Source organism: Nocardioides gilvus (genome assembly GCF_003194605.1).
In the GTDB taxonomy this organism is placed as follows: domain Bacteria; phylum Actinomycetota; class Actinomycetes; order Propionibacteriales; family Nocardioidaceae; genus Nocardioides; species Nocardioides gilvus.
In genome coordinates this window covers 247,331-266,689 of the sequence record NZ_QHKY01000002.1, presented here as the reverse complement: position 1 = coordinate 266,689, position 19,359 = coordinate 247,331, and the positions used below count along the sequence as shown (strand labels likewise).

Here is a 19,359-nt window from a genome sequence, read left to right as displayed (position 1 = left end):
TCTTGATCGCTGGTACCCTTACCGCCGCTCTCGTCTCAGTGATCTCATCCGCATCTCTTGTGCGGAGACTGGCTGCGAACCGCTCGCGTCGAGCGCGAGTCTCTGCCGTCTTTGGGGCAGGCGCGGTTGTTCTTGGTTTGGGAATGCTGGTCGCTTCGTCCACTGGCTTCTTGAGTCCCCAGATGGCCCCGATCGCTGGACTTGTGACTTCTTTGGCACTGGCGTCGGTCTCCCAGCATTTCCTCACCCTTTGGAGCAAGCGCAAAATCTATCGGCGTACAGCGATTATTATGGCGCGCTCGCTGGTTCCGGTCTCGATGGTGGCGGGGTCGCTCGTGTTCGCCACGGCCTACTACCCAGCGATCATCCAGCACGCCGCGAGCGAAGTTGAGCCTCTAAACTCGGCGCCTCAACCAGAGGGGTCGTTTCTTGTGTACGAGGTGCCAGAACGTGTGGCCGCCCTCTTGATAGAAGAATATCAAGCCATGGGTGAAGGGCAAGCGGTCCGCTATTTTCTTCCGCGAGAACGGAAACACATGTGGCGCGCGACCAGTACAAGTGTATTGGATTGTATGGATCAAGGGGAGATGTCCGATCCACACCACTTGCCTGAGGAGTGCTATCCCAAGGAAACCTTAGCGCCCATCAACGCGACGATGCTTGCGGCTGAAGGCCCCACTCAAGCGGATAGCAACCTTCTGAGCGGATCAGAGGTGGGACTGCTCCGGTTTCCAGCGGGATCCCCGCGTGTGGACCGCTTAGCCCGAACCAAGGCCGTCCCTGACAAACGACTGGGCGGGAACCTGCCCGGAGTTGTGGTGGTAGAAGGGAGCCCGACTGCACGTCGGATGGGTCTCGAGCGCTCGGGCTCCGAGCTGCTTGCGCTTTACGATTTTGGTGCGCTGACACAGGAGAACCAAGCGCGCCTGCGGGCCTTAACCACGCGACTCGCGCCTGCGGCACAAGTTGCCGAAGCGGACATGGGTAGGAGTGACAGGGCCGTGAGCCTGTCGGCACTCATTGCTGGGCTGGGAGTCGCGGGAGTCTGGTTGGTGGTGCTCCCGGCAGGTCTCGCGGCTGTGGTCGGCCACCGTCGTACGCGCCGAATCCTGGTGGATCTCGGCAGGGTGCGGGTTCGTCGTCGGGTCGCTTGGCTATGGGTGTTCCCACTAGGCGCGACGATCGCAGCAGCCGGATTGCTCGGACGATGGGCAGCCGGGACGGCAGGAGCAGGCATGCACGGCAGTTACGGGTGGGCGTGGACGGCCAGCATGGTGGCGGGATTGGTTGTCGTCACCGTCATTCAGCGCGCCTTCGTCGCCGTGCCAGGGCGCGCAGCGGCGGAGTGAGGTCATTCATGAAGCCGGTTCAGCGACACCGATCTAGACGTGAACACCGCAAGTGTCATGAGCCCTGTCCTGCTGATGGGCGCGACTATGGACCGGCTGAGGCTGCCGGATTGTCGCGTGCGTTGACGACCAACGTGGAGTCCTGCTTGGAATTGATGGACCAGCCCACGATGCGGCGGCTGCAGGCGTCGAGGACTGCGGCGCTGTAGATCCACCCTTCGCGTGTGCGGTGCTGGGTGATGTCGGTGACCCATAGTTCATTGGGCCGTAGCCGGTGGAACTTCCGGGTTCACCAAGTCCCCGGAGGTCGCGACGCCGCGCAGTCGCTTGACTCTGGTCGGTCCAGGCAGGCCGTAGATACCGGCCCGGTTCATGAGCAGCCAGACAGTCCGCTCGCACACGGTGATGCCCATGCCAAGGGTGAGTTCTGCGTGCACGCGGCGGTACCCGTAAGTGCCACGAGAGGCGACGTGCTCTTCGCGGATCAAGCCGGTGAGCCACTCGCGTCGCAACTGTGTGGGTGTGGTCGGCGTCCTCTTCGCTTTGTAGTAGTTCTGCCGTGCGATGCCGAGAACCCGGCAGCTGCGATCGGCCGGGACCCCGGCGTCGATGAGGCGGTCGATCACCGGGTAGAGCCTTTTGGGCGGGGCCGCTCCTCGCCGAGGAACTTCGCAGCCTGGCGCACGATCAGTAGTTCGGTCTCGAGCTCTTGGATGCGCCTACGAGCCGCCCGGAGCTCCGCGGACTCGTTGCTACTGACGCCGGGGATCTCGCCGCGATCGATCTTGTCCTGCTTGACCCACTTCGACAGCGTGACGGGGTGGATGTCGAGTTCGTGGGCCGTCTGTTTCTGCGGTTTGCCCGCACGGCCGAGCGCGATGGCTCGGGCGCGGAATTCGGGTGGGTAGGCACTGGGCACGGTGGTCAGCCTTCCGGTGGAGGCAGTCACTTAGCCACCCCAACTGGAACCTTTCTGGTGGGGCAGGTCACACTGTCACCTGATCGTGCAGCAGTCCCAAACGGTCATGTCCCCGGGACCCGAACTGCGTCGTACACTGAGCCTGGCTCAGCCCTCGAGCGCGCTGATCGCGTCGTGGATGCTCAGCGTGCGCTTCGCTGATTCGACGTGCAGGTTCTCGATCATCTTGTTCTTGTAGGTGGCCACACCCGTGGTGGTCGCCTCGAAGGCCTCGATCAGCCCGCGGGCATCCTCGACGGCGGCCTCGGACGGCGCGAAGGCGGTGTTCGCGCCCTCGACCTGACCGGGATGGATCAGGGTCTTGCCGTCGAATCCCATCTGGCGCCCCTGCTCGCACTCAGCCAGGAACCCCTCGGTGTCCTTGACGTCGTTGTAGACGCCGTCGATCACCGCGATGCCAGCAGCGCGACCCGCGAGCAGGGCCGTGTGCAGGCTGGGGAGGATCGGAGCGCGACCGGGCACGTGCTCGGCGTACAACTCCTTGACCAGGTCGTTGGTGCCGAGCACGAAGGCGCCCAGGCGTGGTGACGCCTGCGCGATCGAGAGGCAGTCGAGGATCGCGATCGGGGTCTCGACCATGGCCCACAACTTGGTGTGCTCGGGAGCGCCTGCGGCCTCCATCGCGGCGACCAACTGCTGCACCTCGGCGGCGCTGTTGACCTTCGGCACCACGATCGCCTGCGGGCCGGCCTCCGAGGCGGCGACGATGTCGTCATCGTGCCACTCGGTGCCGATGCCGTTGACCCGGATGGTGACGGTGCGTCGGCCGTACTCGCCCGACTGCACGGCAGCCGCCGCGGCGGAGCGGGCGTCGACCTTGGCGTCGGGAGCCACGGCGTCCTCGAGGTCGAGGATCAGGGCGTCGCACGCGATGGTCTTGGCCTTCTCCAGCGCTCGCTCGTTGGAGGAGGGCATGTAGAGGACGGACCTCAGGGGCGTGAACTGCGGGGTCTCGCTCATCTCAGGGGTTCCTTCTCAGTCAGCTCAGTCGAGGGTGATGGCGTCGTACTTGGCCTTCAGGTCGGGATCGATCGCGGCGAGCTCCTCGGCCAGCGAGACCATCACCTTGCACTGCTTGACCGACGCGTCGTCCTCCATCTTGCCGTCGAGCATGACCGCGCCGGTGCCGTCGCCCATGGCGGCGATCACGCGGCGGGCGTGCTTGACGTCCTCGACCGAGGGCGAGAAGACCTGGTTGGCGATCCCGATCTGCACCGGGTGCAGGCTCCAGGCTCCGACGCAACCGAGGAGGAACGCGTTGCGGAACTGGTCCTCGCAGGCGACGGTGTCCTTGATGTCGCCGAAGGGGCCGTAGTACGGGTAGATCCCGTGCATCGCGCAGGCGTCGACCATGCGCGCGATCGTGTAGTGCCACAGGTCCTGCTGGTAGTGGGTGCGCTCGGCGTCATAGGCCCAACCGCCCCCGTCGATGGCCGGCGGGTCCTGGCGGACCAGGTAGCCGGGGTGGCCGCCACCGACACGGGTGGTCTTCATCCGACGGTCGGCAGCCAGGTCGGCCGGGCCGAGGGAGAGGCCCTGCATGCGCGGGCTGGCGGCGCAGATCTCCTCGACGTTGGCAACGCCGCGAGCGGTCTCCAGGATGGCGTGGATCAGGATCGGCTTGGTGATGCCGGCCTTCGCCTCGAGCTGGGCCAGGATGCGGTCGACGTAGTGGATGTCCTCGGCGCCCTGCACCTTCGGCACCATGATGACGTCTAGCTTGTCGCCGATGGCGGGCACGAGGGTGGTCAGGTCGTCGAGGATCCACGGGCTGTCGAGCGAGTTGATCCGGGTCCAGAACTGGGTCGGACCGAAGTTGGTCTCCTGGCCGATCTTGACGAGGCCCTCGCGGGCGATCTCCTTGTTCTCGGCCTTGACCGCGTCCTCGAGGTTGCCCAGGAGCACGTCGACCTTGCCGACCATGTCCGGCACCTTGGCAGCCATCTTGGGGTTGCCCGGGTCGAAGAAGTGGATGGCGCGGCTGGGCCGCGCGGGGATCTCGCGGAGCGGGGCGGGGGCGCCGACGGCGAGGGGAGCGAAGAAGTCCTTGGCAGTGCGCATGGGCGCGAACATAACAGCGCATCTGCGCCCACAGGTATGACGGACCCCACGATGGACGCCGGTCGCCGGCGGTCGTGGGTCGGATCACCCGCGTCGACGCCACCAGCGGTGTGGTGTGGGAGCCGGATCCGGGGATGCGTCGTGCGGGTGCTCGGTCAGCAGGGCGCGCTGGGCCTCGCGTCGCTGCGTACGCCGGGCACGCCACCGTACGACCTCGGCGTCGACGTCGCGCTGGCGCGTGACGACCGGGAACGCGACCGAGTGGGGTCCCGGCGGGGTGTAGAGGGCCTTGCGCACCGCCGCGTTGAACTCCTCCACGGCCTCACGCACCCGGCTCTCGTCGGTGATCGAGTCCAGCCTCGTGTCCAGCTCGGCGTCGTCCTTGCGCAACTGCAGGGCGGGTGGCAGGACGCCGGTCACCTGCTCGCGCTCGACGAGCTTCTTCAACCACCAGTCGGGGTCGTGCTCGGTGCCGAGACCCTGCAGCGGTTTGCCCAACCCGGGCAGGCCTTCGAAGTCACCGCGCTCCTGGGCCCGTCGGATCTGTTGCTCCACCCAGTGGTTCTGGTGCTGGATCCTGGCGACCGCGGCCGACCGCCCGGTGCGCTCGTCGCGCTCCGGCTCGCGGGGGCGTGGGTCGGGGTGCTCAACCATCGGCTCCGAGAATACTTCGCGTCCCGAAGCCCTGACAGGCTCACACGACGACGGGCATCGCCTCGTCGTCGGCGCCCGCACCCTCGAAGACGTGCTTGGGGGCGAGCAGCAGGAATCCGGCCGCGAGCAGGGCGGCCACCGAACAGACACCCCAGACCGTCATGTAGCCGGCCAGCGAGGCGTGTCCAGCGCTGGGGTCCTCCAACGAGCCCGTCGAGGCCAACGCGATCGCGAAGATTGACGACGCGATCGCGCCGCCGATGGTCTTGGTCGCGTTGGTCATGCCGGTGGCGAACCCGGTGCGCTCGGGTGGGGCCGCGGCAGCCGCCGCAGCAGGGAGCGCGGCGACCAGGATGCCGGACCCGAAACCGGCCAGCGCCATGTTGGTGAGCGCCTGGGTGACGGTGTCGTGGAACGGCAACCACAGGGCGTACCCGAGCCCGACCATGAGGGCACCGAAGACGAGGGCGTTGCGGGCGCCGAGCCAGCGCGACCACAGGGGGAGCGAGAAGGCCCCGGCCGCCATCGAGAGCACGTAGACGGCGATCAGGATCGACACCGTGCCGGAGTCCACGCCGAGGCCGTAGCCGAGCTCCGTGGGGGTCTGGGCAAAGGTCGAGAGTGGGATCTGGGCGCCGAGCACCGAGAAGCCGAAGAGGAAGGCGGTCAGCTGCAGCGGCCACTGCTGGGGTGAGGCGAGCAGTCGTACGTCGACCAGGGGGTCGGCCAGCCGCGCGGAGTGCCTGGCCAGAGGCACGAGGGTGAGCAGGCCGGCCATGACGAAGAGCCAGGCCAGGATCGAGCCCGGTCCCTCGAGACGCACCGTGATCAGGCCGGTCATCACCAGGCCCAGCGCAGCGGTCACCAGGGCGAAACCGACCAGGTCGAGCCGGCCGGTGCTGGTCGGGGCGAGGTCGGCAATGCCGAACCAGATCAGCGCGAAGCACAGCGTCACCACGATCGCCGGGATGCTGAGCAGGGCGGGCATCGAGAGATGCTCGACCAGCGCGCCACTGGTCAGCGCGGCGATGATCACGCTCACCTCCAGGACCCCGACCAGGATGCCGGCGGCGCGGCGGGTCAGGAGCCCTTGGCGCCCGGTCCCGGCGGTCATCCGGTAGATCAGCGCCACCTCGATCGGCAGCCAGACGACGTAGGCCCCCTGCAGGGCCCAACCGATCAGGAAGGTGGTGAAGGAGGGCGCGAACACGATGATCCACGAGCCCAACGCGGTGACCGCGGTGGAGAGCAGCAACACCTTCTTGTGGCCGATGAGGTCGGCCATCCGGGCCAGCAACGGCACGCACAGCGCGGAGACGATCAGCTGTGCGGCCTCGAACCAGTTGAGGTCCCCGTCGGCGATCGTCAGGTGGTCGGCGATCTGGCTGAAGATCGGGGTGTAGAAGCCCTGCAGCATGCCGCTGGCGAATTCGACCGCGGCCAGGAAGCCGACGACCGCGACCAGCCCCTGGGCCGCCTTGACGGGAGCGGTCTTCGCCGAAGGAGTCGTCATGGGTGGAAACTAACAGCGCTCCCGCCCGGTCGGGGCCCGGTCACGCAAATGGGTTCAGTGTCAGGTGAGTCGCTCGATCAGGCGGCCGTACCAGCGCACGCCTTCCTCGAAGTCGTCGGTGCCGATGCGCTCGTCGTAGGAGTGGATCGACTCGCGCTGCGCCTTGCTCATCCGGAAGGGCGCGAAGCGGTAGACCCGTTCGCAGATCGCGGTGAAGTGACGACTGTCGGTCGCGCCCATCAACACGTACGGCGAGGTGACGGCGTCACCGAAGACCTCGGCCACGCACTCCTCCAGGAGGTTGAAGGCGGGCTCGTCCTCGTAGAGCGAGACCGGGCTCGGCTCGCCCGACTCGAGGAGGTCCAGGTGCACGTGCTCGTCGCTGATCGCCTTCTCCAGGTGGCGTCGGGTGCTCGCGACGCTCTCGCCGGGCATGATCCGGACGTTGACCCCGGCCTTCGCCGTCGAGGCGATCACGTTGATGGCCGGCGAGCCGGACAGCGTGGTGACGGCCACCGTCGTACGCGCCAGTGCTGCCGGTTCGGCTCCGGCCAGGACCAGCGCACGGGTCAGCAGGGGAGCGAGCTTGGCGCCGTTCGCCATCAGCGGACGCAGCGGCCCAGGGGCATGCGGCGCCAGACGGGAGAAGAGCTCGATCGCGGGAGCGGGGAGCTTCGCCGGGAAGGGGGAGCGCTCGATCCGCAGGATCGCTCGCGCCAGGCGGGCCGTCGGCCCCATCCGGGCGGGCATCGAGGCGTGGCCACCGCGTCCCTCGGCCCGCATCTCGAAGGAGCTGGACCCCTTCTCGGCGACCCCGACGACGGCGACCGGCCGCGTCACGCCCGGGAAGGCGTCGTGCGCCACCGCGCCGCCCTCGTCGAGCACCATCCAAGGGCGTACGCCGCGTTCGGTCAGGATCGCCACTGCGTCGGACGCGTCGGTGCCGAAGACCTCCTCGTCGGCGCCGAACGAGAGCCAGACGTCCTGCGCGGGGACGAAGTCACGCTCGAGCAGCAGCTCCACGGCCTCGCAGATCCCCACCACGCATCCCTTGTCGTCGAGCGGTCCGCGACCCCACAGGTAGCCGTCGGCGATCACGCCGTCGAAAGGTGGGTGGGTCCAGCTGGAGTCCGCGTCGACGGGCACCACGTCGAGGTGGGCCATCAGCACCACCGGACGCTCTGCCGAGGCGCCGGCCCACCGGAAGAGGAGGCCGTGGGCGCCGACACGGGTGAGCTCCAGACGCGCGTGCAGCAACGGGAAGAGTTCGACCATCGCCTCCAGCAGCCGGTCGAAGGCTGCGGTGTCGATGAGCGCGGCGTCGCTGGAGGAGATCGTCGGGATCTGGACCAGTCGTTGCAGCTTGGCGAGGGCTCGGGAGGGGGTCACCGCCCCATTGTGCGTACGCAAACCCCTCCTGGCGACCGCCGACTCGCTTTGTCGACTCGCCCGGTAGGATTGGGGCAGCCGACCCGACCGCCCACGCCCAGACGAGAGGTCTGCCCTTGTTGCTGGTCACCGCCGCACTCTTCCTCCTCGCGGCGGTGAGCCCATGGCTGGTTCTGCGGTGGGGCAGACGTGCGTTCCTGCCGATAGCGGGGGCGCTGCTGGCCGCCACGATCTGGATGGCCTCCTTCGGGCCGTCGGTCATCGACGGCGAGGTGCACACCCAGAGTCATCGGTGGGTCGACTCGATCGGTCTGGAGCTCTCCTTCAGCCTGGGCGCCCTGCAATGGGTGATGAGTCTGATCGTGCTCGGCATCGGCGCCGTGGTGCTGGCCTACTGCACCTGGTACTTCCACGACGACAGCGTGGGGGTGCCGCGCTTCGCCGGTGTCCTGGTCGCCTTCGTCGCGGCGATGCTCGGCCTGGTCCTGGCCGACGACCTGCTCCTGCTGTACGTCTTCTGGGAGCTGACCACGGTCTTCTCCTTCCTCCTGGTCGCCCACGACCCGGCGCGTCGAGCCTCGCGCCAGGCGGCGATCCAGGCGCTGATCGTGACCACCTTCGGCGGCCTCGCGATGCTGGTTGGCGCCCTGCTGGTCGGTGACGCCGCCAGCACCTACCGGATCAGCGAGATCCTCGCGAACCCGCCGACCGGCACCGCGGTGACCGTCGGCGTACTCCTGCTCCTGGTGGGCGCGGTCTCCAAGTCGGCCCTCTTCCCCTTCCACTTCTGGCTCCCGGCCGCGATGGCGGCGCCCACCCCGGTCAGCGCCTACCTGCACGCGGCCTCGATGGTGAAGGCGGGCGTCTACCTGGTGGCGTTGCTCGCTCCGGCCTTCGCCGGGGTCCCCGGTTGGCGCGGCATGCTGGTCGGTCTGGGCCTGCTCACGATGCTCATCGGGGGCTTCCGGGCGCTGCGTCAGCACGACCTCAAACTGTTGCTCGCCTTCGGCACGGTCAGCCAACTGGGCTTCATGATCCTGGTGCTGGGCCTCGGCACCCGTTCCGCGATGCTCGCCGGGCTCGGGCTCCTCGTGGCCCACGCCCTCTTCAAGGCCACGCTCTTCCTCGTGGTCGGCCTGATCGACCGTACGACCGGTACCCGGGACCTGCGGCGCCTCACTGGCCTGGGACGCAGGATGCCGTGGGTCGCAGGGGCCTCGGTCCTGGCGGCCGCCTCGATGGCGGGGATCCCGCCCCTGGTCGGCTACGCGGCCAAGGAGAGCGTCTTCGTCGCCCTGGTCGACGTCGCCGAGTACGGCGACGGCACCGGCTGGGCGGGCCCGGTCGGGTGGCTGCTGTTCGCGGGAGTGGTGCTCGGCTCGGTGCTCACCGTGGCGTACTCGATCCGCTTCTGCTGGGGCGCCTTCGCCGACCGCCAGGTCAGCGAGGAGTTGCGGGTCGCCGACGTGCCCATCGGGTTCGCGGCCGGCCCGGTCCTGCTCGCAGCCGTGGGACTGGTGCTCGGCTTCCTGGGCGCCCAGCTCACCGGGGTCTTCGCACCGCACGTGGACACCTTGCCGGCAGGGGCGCACGAGGCCGAGTTGTCGCTGTGGCACGGGGTGGGGCTCCCGCTCGCAGCCACCGTGGTGGCGGTCCTCCTCGGTCTGGGCCTCTTCGTCATCAGGCGGCCGTTCGCCACCTTCCAGGGTGCGCTGTCACTCGACATCAGCATGGAGAACGGGTACCGCGCAGGCATGCGGGCGCTCGATCGCTTCGCCGTCGAGTTGACCGCCGTCGTGCAGCGAGGTTCGGCGGCCGCCTACCTGGGCATCATCCTGCTGGTCGTGGTCGTGATGCCGGGCTCGACGCTGCTCACCACGTGGGACCAGATCAACGTGCGGGCCTGGGACAACCCGGCCCAGGCCGTCATCGGTGTGGTCATCCTGGCCGCCGCGGTGATGGCTGTCCGGTCGCGGCGCCGGCTGCGCGCGGTCCTGCTGGCCGGTGCCACCGGCTACGGAACCGCCGTGATCTTCATGCTGCACGGCGCTCCGGACCTGGCGCTCACCCAGGCCCTGGTCGAGACGTTGACCGTGGTCGTCTTCGTGCTCGCCCTGCGTCGGATGCCGGAGTACTTCACCGACCGACCCCTGAGCTCGCGTCGCTACTGGCGGATGGCGCTCGGCGTCGCGGTCGGCGTCGTCGCCGCCGGGTTCATGCTCGTGGGTGCCAGCGCCCGGATCGCGGCCCCGGTCTCGGCGACGCTTCCGGAGCTGGCGGTGGAGTACGGCGGCGGTCACAACATCGTCAACGTGATCCTGGTCGACACCCGGGCGTGGGACACGTTCGGCGAGATCGCCGTCCTCGTCGCCGCCGGTACCGGCGTCGCCAGCCTGATCTTCCTGGACGTGCGCGGCACCGGCATCCGTCGGATCCACGAGATCCCGTTCCCCGAAGGCGTCGCGAAGGTGCCGACCGCGCCGGGACGCCGCGTGTGGCTCCCCGCACCGCGCACGCTCGCCCCGGACAAGCGGGCCATCATCTTCGAGGTCGTCACCCGGCTCCTCTTCCACACCGTCATCGTCTTCTCCCTCTACCTGCTCTTCGTCGGGCACAACGCCCCCGGTGGAGGCTTCGCCGGGGGACTGACCGCGGGGATGGCGCTGGTGATCCGCTACCTCGCCGGTGGGCGCTACGAGCTGGACGAAGCCATGCCGGTCGATGCGGGCAAGGTGATCGGGGCCGGTCTCGCCTTTGCGGCGTTGGCCGCCCTGCTGCCCCTGGCCTTCGGCGGGACCTTGCTCGAGTCGGCCATCCTGGACGTCGCCGTGCCAGTCCTCGGCAAGATCCACCTGGTCTCCTCGACGCTCTTCGACATCGGGGTCTACCTGGTCGTGCTGGGCCTCGTCCTGGACCTGTTGCGCGCCCTCGGCTCGCAGATCGACCGCCACCTGCAGCGTGAACAGCGTCGCCTCAAGACTCTGGAAGGAGCGTCCTCGTGACGTCGCCCGTCGAGGTCAACCTGACCCTCGTGGTGATCTCGGCCAGCCTGATCGGGTGCGGGGTCTACCTGCTGCTCGAGCGATCACTGTCGCGGGTGCTGGTCGGTCTGGTGATGATGGGCAACGGCGTCAGCGTGGCCTTCCTCGTCGCGGGAGGACCGGCCGGCACCGCCCCGATCGTCGAGGACGGCGTCGAGACGACGTACGTCGACCCGATCCCCCAGGCGATGGTGCTGACCGCGATCGTGATCATGCTCGCCACCGTTTCCTTCGTCCTTGCGATGGCCTACCGGTCCTGGCAACTCACCGGCCACGACGACGTGCAGGACGACACCGAGGACGCTCTGATCCGGCGGCTGGCCGCCCGCGACGTCGCCTCCGACTCCTACCGCGCCGATCGCAGTGACGAGGAGGACGAGGAGAAGTCCGCCTCCGACTTCACCGAGCAGGAGCTCGCGGAGGCCGCTGAGGTCGCCGAGCGGCTCGAGGCGGAGCGACTGCAGTCAGAGCGCCTCGCCCAGGAGAAGATCGCCGCTGACCTGTGGACGAAGGAGAAGGCCGCCCAGGAACGCGAGTCCAGACGTACGCACCCGGGTGGTTCCGACGAGAAGAAGGGAAATGAGTCATGAACTGGCTCGTCCCGATCCCCGTCATCCTCCCGCTGCTGGGGGCAGGCCTCTCGTTGGTCCTCTCGCAGCGCCCCCGGATCCAGCTGACGCTCAGCGTCCTGGTCCTGCTCACCATCTCGGTGGTCGCCGGCATCCTGATGCACCAGGCCGACACCCTGGGCCCGCAGACCCTGTGGGTCGGCGCGTGGCCAGAGACCATCGGGATCGTGCTGGTGGCCGACCGGCTGGCGGCGCTGATGCTGCTGGTCAGCGCGCTGGTGACCCTGGCGGTCCTCGGGTACTCGATCGGGCAGGGCATGGTCGAGGACGAGGAGTCGGCGCCACTCGCGGTCTACCACCCGACCTTCCTGGTGCTGGTCGCCGGCGTCTCGAACGCCTTCCTCGCCGGTGACCTCTTCAACCTGTTCGTCAGCTTCGAGATGCTGCTCTTCGCCAGTTACGTGCTGCTGACCCTCGGCGGCACCGACTCCCGGATCCGGGCCGGCACGATCTACGTCCTGGTCGCGTTGCTCTCCTCGATCCTCTTCCTGATCACCCTGGCCGTGACCTACGCCGCCACCGGCACGCTCACCCTGGCCCACCTCGGTCTGCGGCTCGCGGAGCTGGACCCCGGCGTCTCCTTGATGATCCAGCTGTTGCTGCTGACGACGTTCGCGATCAAGGCGGCCGTCTTCCCGCTCTCGTTCTGGCTGCCGGACTCCTACCCGACGGCCCCCGCCCCGGTCACCGCGGTCTTCGCCGGCTTGCTGACCAAGGTCGGTGTCTACGCGATCCTGCGGATGCAGATGGTGCTCTTTCCGGAGTCGCCGCTGCGCAACCTGCTGCTCTGGGTGGCCCTGCTGACGATGATCGTCGGCATCCTGGGCGCGATCGCGCAGAGTGACATCAAGCGAATGCTCTCCTTCACCCTCGTCAGCCACATCGGCTACCTGGTGCTGGGCATCGCGGTGGGCGGGGTCAACGGCGTCTCGGGCACGATCTTCTACGTCGTCCACCACATCACCGTGCAGACGGCCCTCTTCCTCGTCATCGGGTTGGTGGAGCGGCGGGCCGGCAGTACGTCGCTCCTGCGCGTCGGCGGGCTGGCCCGGGTCGCCCCGCTGCTCGCGGTGCTCTTCTTCGTGCCTGCGATGAACCTGGCCGGCATCCCACCCTTCTCCGGCTTCATCGGCAAGGTCGGACTGCTCCAGGCGACCATCGACCTGGGCACCCCACTGGCCTGGGCCCTCGTGGCGGGCGGCGTGGTGACCAGCCTGCTCACCCTCTACGCGATCGCCAAGACCTGGTCGGTCGTCTTCTGGCGCACGCCCGAGGAGGCTCACCAGGCCCTCGTCGACCTGAACGCGCTGGACACCAAGGCGTCGATCACCCGCCGCAACCGGTCGACCGAGCACCGGGGTCACCTGCACACCCCGCAGGGCGTGGTCCCGGCCGCGAGCATCGCCGAGGCGCAGCGCGTCACCGACGCCGACGTCGACGAGCGGGACTTCCACCAGTTGATCGAGGCCGGGGACGACACCCCGCACCTGCCCCGCTCGATGGTCGGACCCGCCTCCGCGCTGGTCGCGGCGACGGTTGCGCTCTCCGTCGTGGCCGGACCCCTCTTCGCGTACGCCGATCGGGCCGGGGAGGACCTCATCGACGGTCGCCCCTACACCGAGGCCGTCCTGGGCGTCGACTTCGAAGACTCCGCGCCGCTCTCCGGGGGTGGTGGGAGATGAGTCCCCAGATGCGGGTGACCCGCAGTGGGAAGGTCAAGCCCGCACGTCATCGGGCGATGCAGCCCTGGCCGATGCTCTGGCTGGTGCTCGTCTGGATGGGGTTGTGGGGCAGTTGGTCGCCGATGATCGTGCTGACCGGTGTGCTGGCCGCGTTCGCCGTGGTCCTGGCCTTCCCCCTCCCGCCCATCTCGATCGGCGCCAAGGTGCGCTTCGGCCCGCTGCTGTGGTTGATCGGGCACTTCCTCGTCGACGTCCTGCGCGCCAGCATCCAGGTCTCCTTGGTGGTGTTGCGCCGTCGGCCCGTGAAGAACGCGATCGTGACGGTCGACCTCCACTCGGACTCCGACTTCGTGCTCACGGCCGTCGCGGCGTTGTTGACCCTGGTGCCGGGATCGATCGTCGTGGAGGCACGGCGCTCCACCCACACGCTCTACCTGCACGTGCTCGACGTCGACGACGAGGCGGCGGTGGAGCGGTTCCGGGCCCAGGCCTTCGCCGTGGAGCGACGCTTCCTGCGCGCCTTCGAGCCGTTGGCCGACGGTGACCACCCCGAGGGCCCGGCCCAGGAGAGGACCTGATGACCGTCGTACTGATCGTCTCCGCCGTGCTGCTCACCGTGGCGGCGGGTCTGCTGGTGGTCCGGATGACCGTCGGCCCCACCATCCTGGACCGCTCGATGGCCCTCGACGTGATGATGTCGGTGATGGTCTGTGCGGTCTCCCTGAAGATGATCCATCGCGAGGAGTCGTGGGGGCTGCCGATGCTCCTGGTGCTGGCGATGGTGGGCTTCGTGGGGGCGGTCTCCATCGCCCGCTTCGCCTCCGGCACCGAGGACGAGGAGTCCGGCGACGACGAGGAAGGTGAGCGAGCATGACCCCTGAGAACTTCCTTGATCTCGCGTCGGCCGTCTGCCTGTTGGCCGGCTCGGTCTTCACCTTGATCGCGGCGATCGGTACCGTGCGCCTGCCCGACCTGCTGAGCCGCATGCACGCCGCCACGAAGCCCCAGGTGATCGGCCTGATGCTCGTGGTCACGGGCCTGGCCCTGCGCCTGCGCGAGCCGTCGGTGCTGGCCATCCTGCTCTTCGTGGTCTGGCTGCAGATGGTCACCAGCGTGGTGTCGAGCCACATGGTCGCCCGGGCGTCGTTCCGGGCCGGGCACGTGCGTTCAGACCTCCTGGTCGTCGACGAGCTCAGCGAGGAGCTCCAGGACTGGCAGGACCCGCGCGGGGCACCCTGACCGTTACGTCAGCTGCGCCACTGCCCGCGGTGCACGACCTCGGTGACCTCGCGGCGCCCGCGACGGGTCACCGAGCCCTGCTTCGGCGTGGCGGCCGGGTGCCCGATGGCGATCGCGCCGAGCGGAGCATGGTCACCGGGCACCCCGAACTCGGCGCGGAACGCCTCGACCCGGCTGACCGGGATCCCGAAGAAGCAGGCGCCGAGTCCCTCGTCCACCGCTGTCTGGAGGATGAGCAGCGAGGCCATGCCGGTGTCCACGTACCAGTACGGTGCTACCCACCGCGCCTCGTCACGGTCGCTCCAACCCTTGTCGGGTTCGGCGTAGCGGTCCAGGTAGGCGTCCTTCTGGGCGAACGGCACGATGATCACCGGCGCCGTACGCATCCCTCGCAGCCAGGCGTTGTCGGCCTGCGGGTCCGGGGAGGTGGCGCTCCAGAAGCGAGCGACGTCGGTGGGGGTGTCCAGCACCAGGAAGGCCCAGCCCTGGGAGAAGCCTGCGCTGGGCGCCCGGGTCGCGTGCTCCATCATCCGGTCCACCGCCTCGCCGGGCACCGGAGTGTCGGTGAACGAGCGCACCATCCTGCGCCGGCGTACGACCTCACGGAACTCCATGGCCTCATCCTGCCCGCTGGCCCGGGTGCTGGGACAGTTCACCGTCGAGGGCTGAGGCAGACTGGGGCGGTGGTCGACACCTTCCGCTGCACCGCAGCCGCCAGCCTCTCGGGCGAACCCATGGTCGGCACCGCACCGACCGACACGACCTTCCTCCTCGTCGAGTACGCCGGGGCCTGGGGTCGCAAGGCCCTCGCCGAGTCCCGCCTGCCCGAGGCGGTCCGCGAGCGGCTCGGCAACCTCGACTCCGTGCGTGTCCTGCTGATCCGTCGCCACGGCGGAGTGAGCGGACCCGGGGTCCGGATCTTCACCGTCCAGGTCACGCCTGCGGGCTGCACCATCGAGACCGGTCTGCTGCGCGAGGTCACCGACCTGCTCGAGCTGGACCTCGCCTCGCTGGCCAGCGGCACCCACCTCGGCCTGACGCCGTACGTCCATGACATCCACCTGGTCTGCACCAACGGCCGCCGCGACATCTGCTGCGCCGAGCTCGGTCGACCGGTCACCGCCGCGTTGGCCGCGCGCTGGCCCGAGGAGACGTGGGAGGTCACCCACCTGGGGGGCCACCGCTTCGCCTCCACGCTGCTCTCCTTCCCGAGCGGGCTCTGCCTCGGGCGCCTCGACGCCGAGTCGGCCGTGTTGGCCATCGAGGAGGTCGAGGCGGGGCGTCACCCGATCGGCTTCAGCCGTGGCCGCGTGGGCGCGAGTGAGCCGGCCCAGGTCGCCCAGGTGCACGTGGTCGAGCAGACCGGCCTCGACCGCCACGACGAGGTGGTCGTCCTCGAGGAGGTCAACGGCGTCGTACGCCTGCTCGCCGACGACACCGAGTGGCAGGTCGCGGTGCGGACCTCGAAGTCGGAGCCGCGGCGCCAGAGCTGTGGTGAGACCTTTGAAAAGCCCGGTGCGGTGCACGAGGTCGTCCTGGCAGGACCGGTCGCCTGAGTTGAACTGGTTTCGTCGTCTGGGCGCGTTGCGCATGGACGCCAGCCCGTTGCGCGAGCACCGAGACTTCCGCCTGCTCTTCGTCGCAGGCACGGTCTTCCTCTTCGGCTCGATGGTGACCTATGTCGCCATCCCCTACCAGGTCTACGAGCTGACCGGCTCCAACCTGATGGTCGGTCTCGTCGGTCTGGTCGAGCTCGTCCCGCTCATCGTCTTCGGGTTGTGGGGCGGGGCGATGGCCGACCACTTCGACCGGCGCAAGCTGCTGATCGTCGCCGGGGTGGCCCAGTCCGGTTTCGTGGCGGTGCTCGCCCTCAACGCCTTCCTCGGCGACCCGCAGCTGTGGGTCATCTTCGTGGTCGCCGCCCTGCTCACCTCGGCCGGGGCGCTGCAGCGACCGAGCCGCGAGGCCTTGATGCCGCGTACGGTCGAGCACCACCAGATCGCCGCAGCCCAGGCGCTCACCAGCTTCGGCGGACAGATGGGGATGCTCGCCGGGCCGCTGCTGGGCGGCCTGTTGATCGCGTACGTCGGCATCGGCTGGTGCTTCGTCGTCGACGTCGTCGGGCTGGCGGTGGCGACCGGCATGTACTTGGTGATGCGTTCGTACCCGCACCTCGGCCGGACGACTCCGCCCAGCATCGCCTCGATCGTCGAGGGGATGAGGTACGGGGTGCGGCGTCGCGACCTGCTGGGCACCTACCTCGTCGACATTGCCGCGATGTTCCTGGCGGTGCCCGTGGTGCTCTTTCCGGCACTGGCCGCGGAGGTCTACCGCGACCCAGAGCTGCTCGGGCTGCTCTACGCAGCGGGCACGCTGGGCGCGCTGATCGCGACGCTCACCTCGGGGTGGATCGGTCAGGTGCACCTGCACGGGCGCGCGATCGTGATCGCGGCCGCGGTCTACGGTGCCTGCATCGCGTTGGCCGGGCTGGCTCCGAGCTTCTGGCTCGCCTTTGCCTTCTTCACCCTGGCCGGGGCCGCCGACATGGTCTCGGCGATCTTCCGGGGGACCGTGTGGAACCAGACCATCCCTGAGCAGATGCGCGGACGCCTGGCGGGCATCGAGATGCTCTCCTACTCGCTGGGGCCCCGGATGGGTCAGGTGCGGGGCGGGTTCGTCGCCGACCTGTGGAATCCGCGCGGCGCAGTCGTCAGCGGCGGGGTCGCCTGCGTGGTCGGGGTCGGTCTCACGGCGCTCTGGCTGCGTGACTTCTGGTCGTACGACGCGCGTACGGACGCCCACGCCACGGCTGAACGCGAGGCGCGGGCGTCCCGAGGACGATGATGGCCCGAACGGAGGATGTGGACCCTGCCCACCGGGATGGAAGAATGTCGTTGTCCGTGTCGTCGTCGACCGAGGAGCCTCGTCGTGGCTGATCGTCCCACCCCGCTCGGGGAACGCCCCGTCGTCGCTGGCCTGATCGCCCTCACCGGGGTCGCGGTGGTCGTGGGCCTGCTCGCCGGGATCACGATGCTGATGGGCACGAAGATCCTCGGTCTCGGCGGCGTCGACGCCGGCAGCTCCGCGGACGCCCCTGGCTCCTCGGAGACCCTCTACCTCCCCGATCCGGTCGCCACGAGCGCGCCCAGCGGTCCGCAGATCACCCTGGACGTCGAGCCGACCCCCGCCTCCGGCGACGAGGAGGGCGACGACGAGGTGGACGCCGAGGAAGAAGCCAAGGCGAAGAAGAAGAAGGAGAAGGCGAAGAAGGGCATCACCCTGATCGCCGGGCAGGAGTCGGTGACCGCGATGCAGCGTATCGACCTCTCCGGCACCTACCCCGAGGGCAACGGTGCGATTCTCCAGGTGCAACGCTTCGAGGGCGGCGGCTGGAAGAACTTCCCCGTCACCATGTCGGTCTCCGGCGGCTCGTTCTCCACGTACGTCGTGAGCGGCCAGGGCGGCGAGACCCGGTTCCGCGTGCTCGACACCGACTCGGGACGGGCCTCCAACGCGGTCAAGGTCAAGATCGGCTGACCGGCCGGGCTCCGAGCCCAGCCCTACGGCGGACGTCGACGTCGTGGGTCCACCAACCGACCCAGGCACTGCCCAGCGCCATCAGGATGCCGAGGACGACCGCGACGCCGGAGAGGGACAGGGCAACGGCGACGGCGCTCACCAGGAACGGACCGCCGCTCACCCCCAGGTCGCCCATCAGGCGCCACCCACCCAGGAACTGCGCGCGTCCTCGCACCGGTGCCACGTCGGCTCCCAGGGTCATGTTGATGCCCGAGCTCAGCCCGTTGCCGATGCCCATCAGCACCATCACCGCCGCCATCGCCAGCGCTGACGTGGCCAGCGGCAGCAGCAGCAGGGCCAGCGCCCCGGCCACCATCACCGGGAGTGCCACCACCATCCGCCCGTAGGTGTCCATCAGCCAGCCGCCCGGGTAGACGAAGGCGATGTCGGCCAGGGCCGCCACGGCGAAGATCAGCGACGTGGTGGTGGCGTCCAACCCGATGTGGTCGGCCCACAGGGGCATCAGACTGGTCCGGAACGCCCGGCAGGCGCCGATCAGCAGCACCACCGAGCCGAGGGTGAGCAACGTACGTCGGTGCTCGGCGAGCACGCTGACGACCGACAGGTGGCCGCCTGCGCGGCTCTCCTCGCGGCCGTCCTGTCCGAGGTCGGGCATCAGGCGTGCCATCAGTGCGCTGGACGCCGACATCGTGGCTCCCAGGACGAACGCGGCCCCGATGCCGAAGAGGTGCACGAAGAGGGCGCCGAGCAGCGGGCCGATGAAGAGCCCCACCCGGTGGCTGCCGCCGAGGCCGGCCATCGCGCGGGCCAGGTAGACCGGGGGCACGGCGTCGATCATGAAGCCCTGGCGCGCGAGGAGGAAGGCCGACCAGCTCAACCCGCTGAGGACCATCGCGAACGACAGCACCAGGAGGGTGGGGGCGAAGGCCGCGGCGAGCATGGCGACGGCGTCCACGAAACCGACGATCATCAGCGCGCGGCGCTCACCGATCCGGGCGATCAGCGCGCCGGCCGGCAGCGAGCCGAGCAGCATGCCGAGCCCGAGGAGCGCGACGACCATGGCCGCGGTGGGCACGTCGGCGCCGAGGTCCCGGGCGTGCAGTGCGATCAGCGGAGCGATGGCGCCGTGGCCGATCGAGTTGACCACGGTGGGGCCGTACGCCGCGAGCGCGATGTCCCGGAAGCGGAACTCACGCTGGCTCGTCATGTCCCGATTGTGCACGGAGCGGCCGCCGGCACCGCTTCCGCCACCGCGCTGCGGACCTCTGAAAAGAATGTGGGCA

At 69.0% G+C, this 19,359-nt stretch carries 17 protein-coding genes and 1 pseudogene; 10 read left to right on the top strand and 8 right to left on the bottom strand.

The window, feature by feature from the left end:
* The first annotated feature begins 182 nt into the window (after positions 1 to 182).
* Entirely contained in the window at positions 183 to 1,349 is a 1,167-nt protein-coding gene (locus DNK52_RS16015) for a hypothetical protein (protein ID WP_162598657.1), read from the top strand.
* A gap of 112 nt (positions 1,350 to 1,461) precedes the next feature.
* Here DNK52_RS16015 and DNK52_RS16270 read toward each other — a convergent pair.
* From DNK52_RS16270 to DNK52_RS06575, 6 genes and pseudogenes are all read right to left on the bottom strand, one after another.
* Positions 1,462 to 2,268, bottom strand: a pseudogene (locus DNK52_RS16270) (IS3 family transposase); the annotation flags it as partial.
* A 147-nt stretch (positions 2,269 to 2,415) separates the two neighbouring features.
* On the bottom strand, positions 2,416 to 3,288 hold the full coding sequence (locus DNK52_RS06595; RefSeq protein ID WP_110240197.1) for an HpcH/HpaI aldolase/citrate lyase family protein: 873 nt from the start codon (positions 3,286 to 3,288) through the stop codon (positions 2,416 to 2,418).
* Positions 3,289 to 3,312: 24 nt separating this feature from the next.
* Positions 3,313 to 4,389, bottom strand: coding sequence for an HpcH/HpaI aldolase/citrate lyase family protein (locus DNK52_RS06590; protein WP_110240613.1), 1,077 nt, complete (start codon positions 4,387 to 4,389; stop codon positions 3,313 to 3,315).
* An 84-nt stretch (positions 4,390 to 4,473) separates the two neighbouring features.
* Complete coding sequence (locus DNK52_RS06585; RefSeq protein WP_110240196.1) at positions 4,474 to 5,043, bottom strand: DnaJ family domain-containing protein; 570 nt, start codon at positions 5,041 to 5,043, stop codon at positions 4,474 to 4,476.
* Between the two features lie 40 nt (positions 5,044 to 5,083).
* A complete protein-coding gene (locus tag DNK52_RS06580; RefSeq protein ID WP_110240195.1) occupies positions 5,084 to 6,556 on the bottom strand; it encodes an MFS transporter in 1,473 nt (490 codons plus the stop codon).
* 60 nt (positions 6,557 to 6,616) lie between these two features.
* Positions 6,617 to 7,945, bottom strand: a complete 1,329-nt coding sequence (locus DNK52_RS06575) for a M20/M25/M40 family metallo-hydrolase (RefSeq protein ID WP_110240194.1) — start codon at positions 7,943 to 7,945, stop codon at positions 6,617 to 6,619.
* Positions 7,946 to 8,061: 116 nt separating this feature from the next.
* Between DNK52_RS06575 and DNK52_RS06570 the strand changes: the two genes are divergently transcribed.
* The 6 genes from DNK52_RS06570 to mnhG are packed head-to-tail and all read left to right on the top strand — an operon-like array spanning position 8,062 to position 14,536.
* A complete protein-coding gene (locus DNK52_RS06570) occupies positions 8,062 to 10,947 on the top strand; it encodes a Na+/H+ antiporter subunit A (RefSeq protein WP_110240193.1) in 2,886 nt (961 codons plus the stop codon).
* Entirely contained in the window at positions 10,944 to 11,576 is a 633-nt protein-coding gene (locus DNK52_RS06565) for a Na(+)/H(+) antiporter subunit C (RefSeq protein WP_110240192.1), read from the top strand. Before DNK52_RS06570 ends, DNK52_RS06565 begins: the two co-directional genes overlap by 4 nt.
* Positions 11,573 to 13,297 (top strand): Na+/H+ antiporter subunit D, encoded by a 1,725-nt coding sequence (locus tag DNK52_RS06560; RefSeq protein WP_110240191.1) that lies wholly within the window; start codon positions 11,573 to 11,575, stop codon positions 13,295 to 13,297. Before DNK52_RS06565 ends, DNK52_RS06560 begins: the two co-directional genes overlap by 4 nt.
* Positions 13,294 to 13,875: a Na+/H+ antiporter subunit E gene (locus DNK52_RS06555; RefSeq protein WP_110240190.1), complete on the top strand. Its 582-nt coding sequence runs from the start codon at positions 13,294 to 13,296 to the stop codon at positions 13,873 to 13,875. The genes DNK52_RS06560 and DNK52_RS06555 overlap by 4 nt, the downstream gene beginning before the upstream one ends.
* A complete protein-coding gene (locus DNK52_RS06550) occupies positions 13,875 to 14,171 on the top strand; it encodes an MrpF/PhaF family protein (RefSeq protein WP_110240189.1) in 297 nt (98 codons plus the stop codon). Before DNK52_RS06555 ends, DNK52_RS06550 begins: the two co-directional genes overlap by 1 nt.
* Positions 14,168 to 14,536, top strand: a complete 369-nt coding sequence (mnhG, locus tag DNK52_RS06545; RefSeq protein ID WP_110240188.1) for a monovalent cation/H(+) antiporter subunit G — start codon at positions 14,168 to 14,170, stop codon at positions 14,534 to 14,536. Before DNK52_RS06550 ends, mnhG begins: the two co-directional genes overlap by 4 nt.
* Positions 14,537 to 14,544: 8 nt before the next feature.
* Here the strand turns inward: mnhG and DNK52_RS06540 are convergent, their stop codons facing one another.
* Complete coding sequence (locus tag DNK52_RS06540) at positions 14,545 to 15,150, bottom strand: nitroreductase family protein (protein ID WP_110240187.1); 606 nt, start codon at positions 15,148 to 15,150, stop codon at positions 14,545 to 14,547.
* 69 nt (positions 15,151 to 15,219) lie between these two features.
* Here DNK52_RS06540 and DNK52_RS06535 point away from each other — a divergent pair, with 69 nt between their 5' ends.
* The 3 genes from DNK52_RS06535 to DNK52_RS06525 all read left to right on the top strand — a co-directional run bounded on the left by DNK52_RS06535 (position 15,220) and on the right by DNK52_RS06525 (position 18,073).
* The gene (locus tag DNK52_RS06535) at positions 15,220 to 16,092 is read left to right on the top strand and encodes a sucrase ferredoxin (RefSeq protein WP_110240186.1); all 873 of its coding nucleotides are present in this window, start codon (positions 15,220 to 15,222) and stop codon (positions 16,090 to 16,092) included.
* Position 16,093: 1 nt separating this feature from the next.
* Positions 16,094 to 17,380 (top strand): MFS transporter, encoded by a 1,287-nt coding sequence (locus tag DNK52_RS06530; protein WP_239455427.1) that lies wholly within the window; start codon positions 16,094 to 16,096, stop codon positions 17,378 to 17,380.
* An 84-nt stretch (positions 17,381 to 17,464) separates the two neighbouring features.
* Positions 17,465 to 18,073 (top strand): hypothetical protein, encoded by a 609-nt coding sequence (locus DNK52_RS06525; protein ID WP_110240185.1) that lies wholly within the window; start codon positions 17,465 to 17,467, stop codon positions 18,071 to 18,073.
* On the opposite strand, the gene DNK52_RS06520 is transcribed toward DNK52_RS06525, so the two are convergent.
* Complete coding sequence (locus DNK52_RS06520) at positions 18,060 to 19,283, bottom strand: MFS transporter (RefSeq protein ID WP_110240184.1); 1,224 nt, start codon at positions 19,281 to 19,283, stop codon at positions 18,060 to 18,062. The two genes, DNK52_RS06525 and DNK52_RS06520, sit on opposite strands and share 14 nt — an antisense overlap.
* Between the last annotated feature and the right edge of the window lie 76 nt (positions 19,284 to 19,359).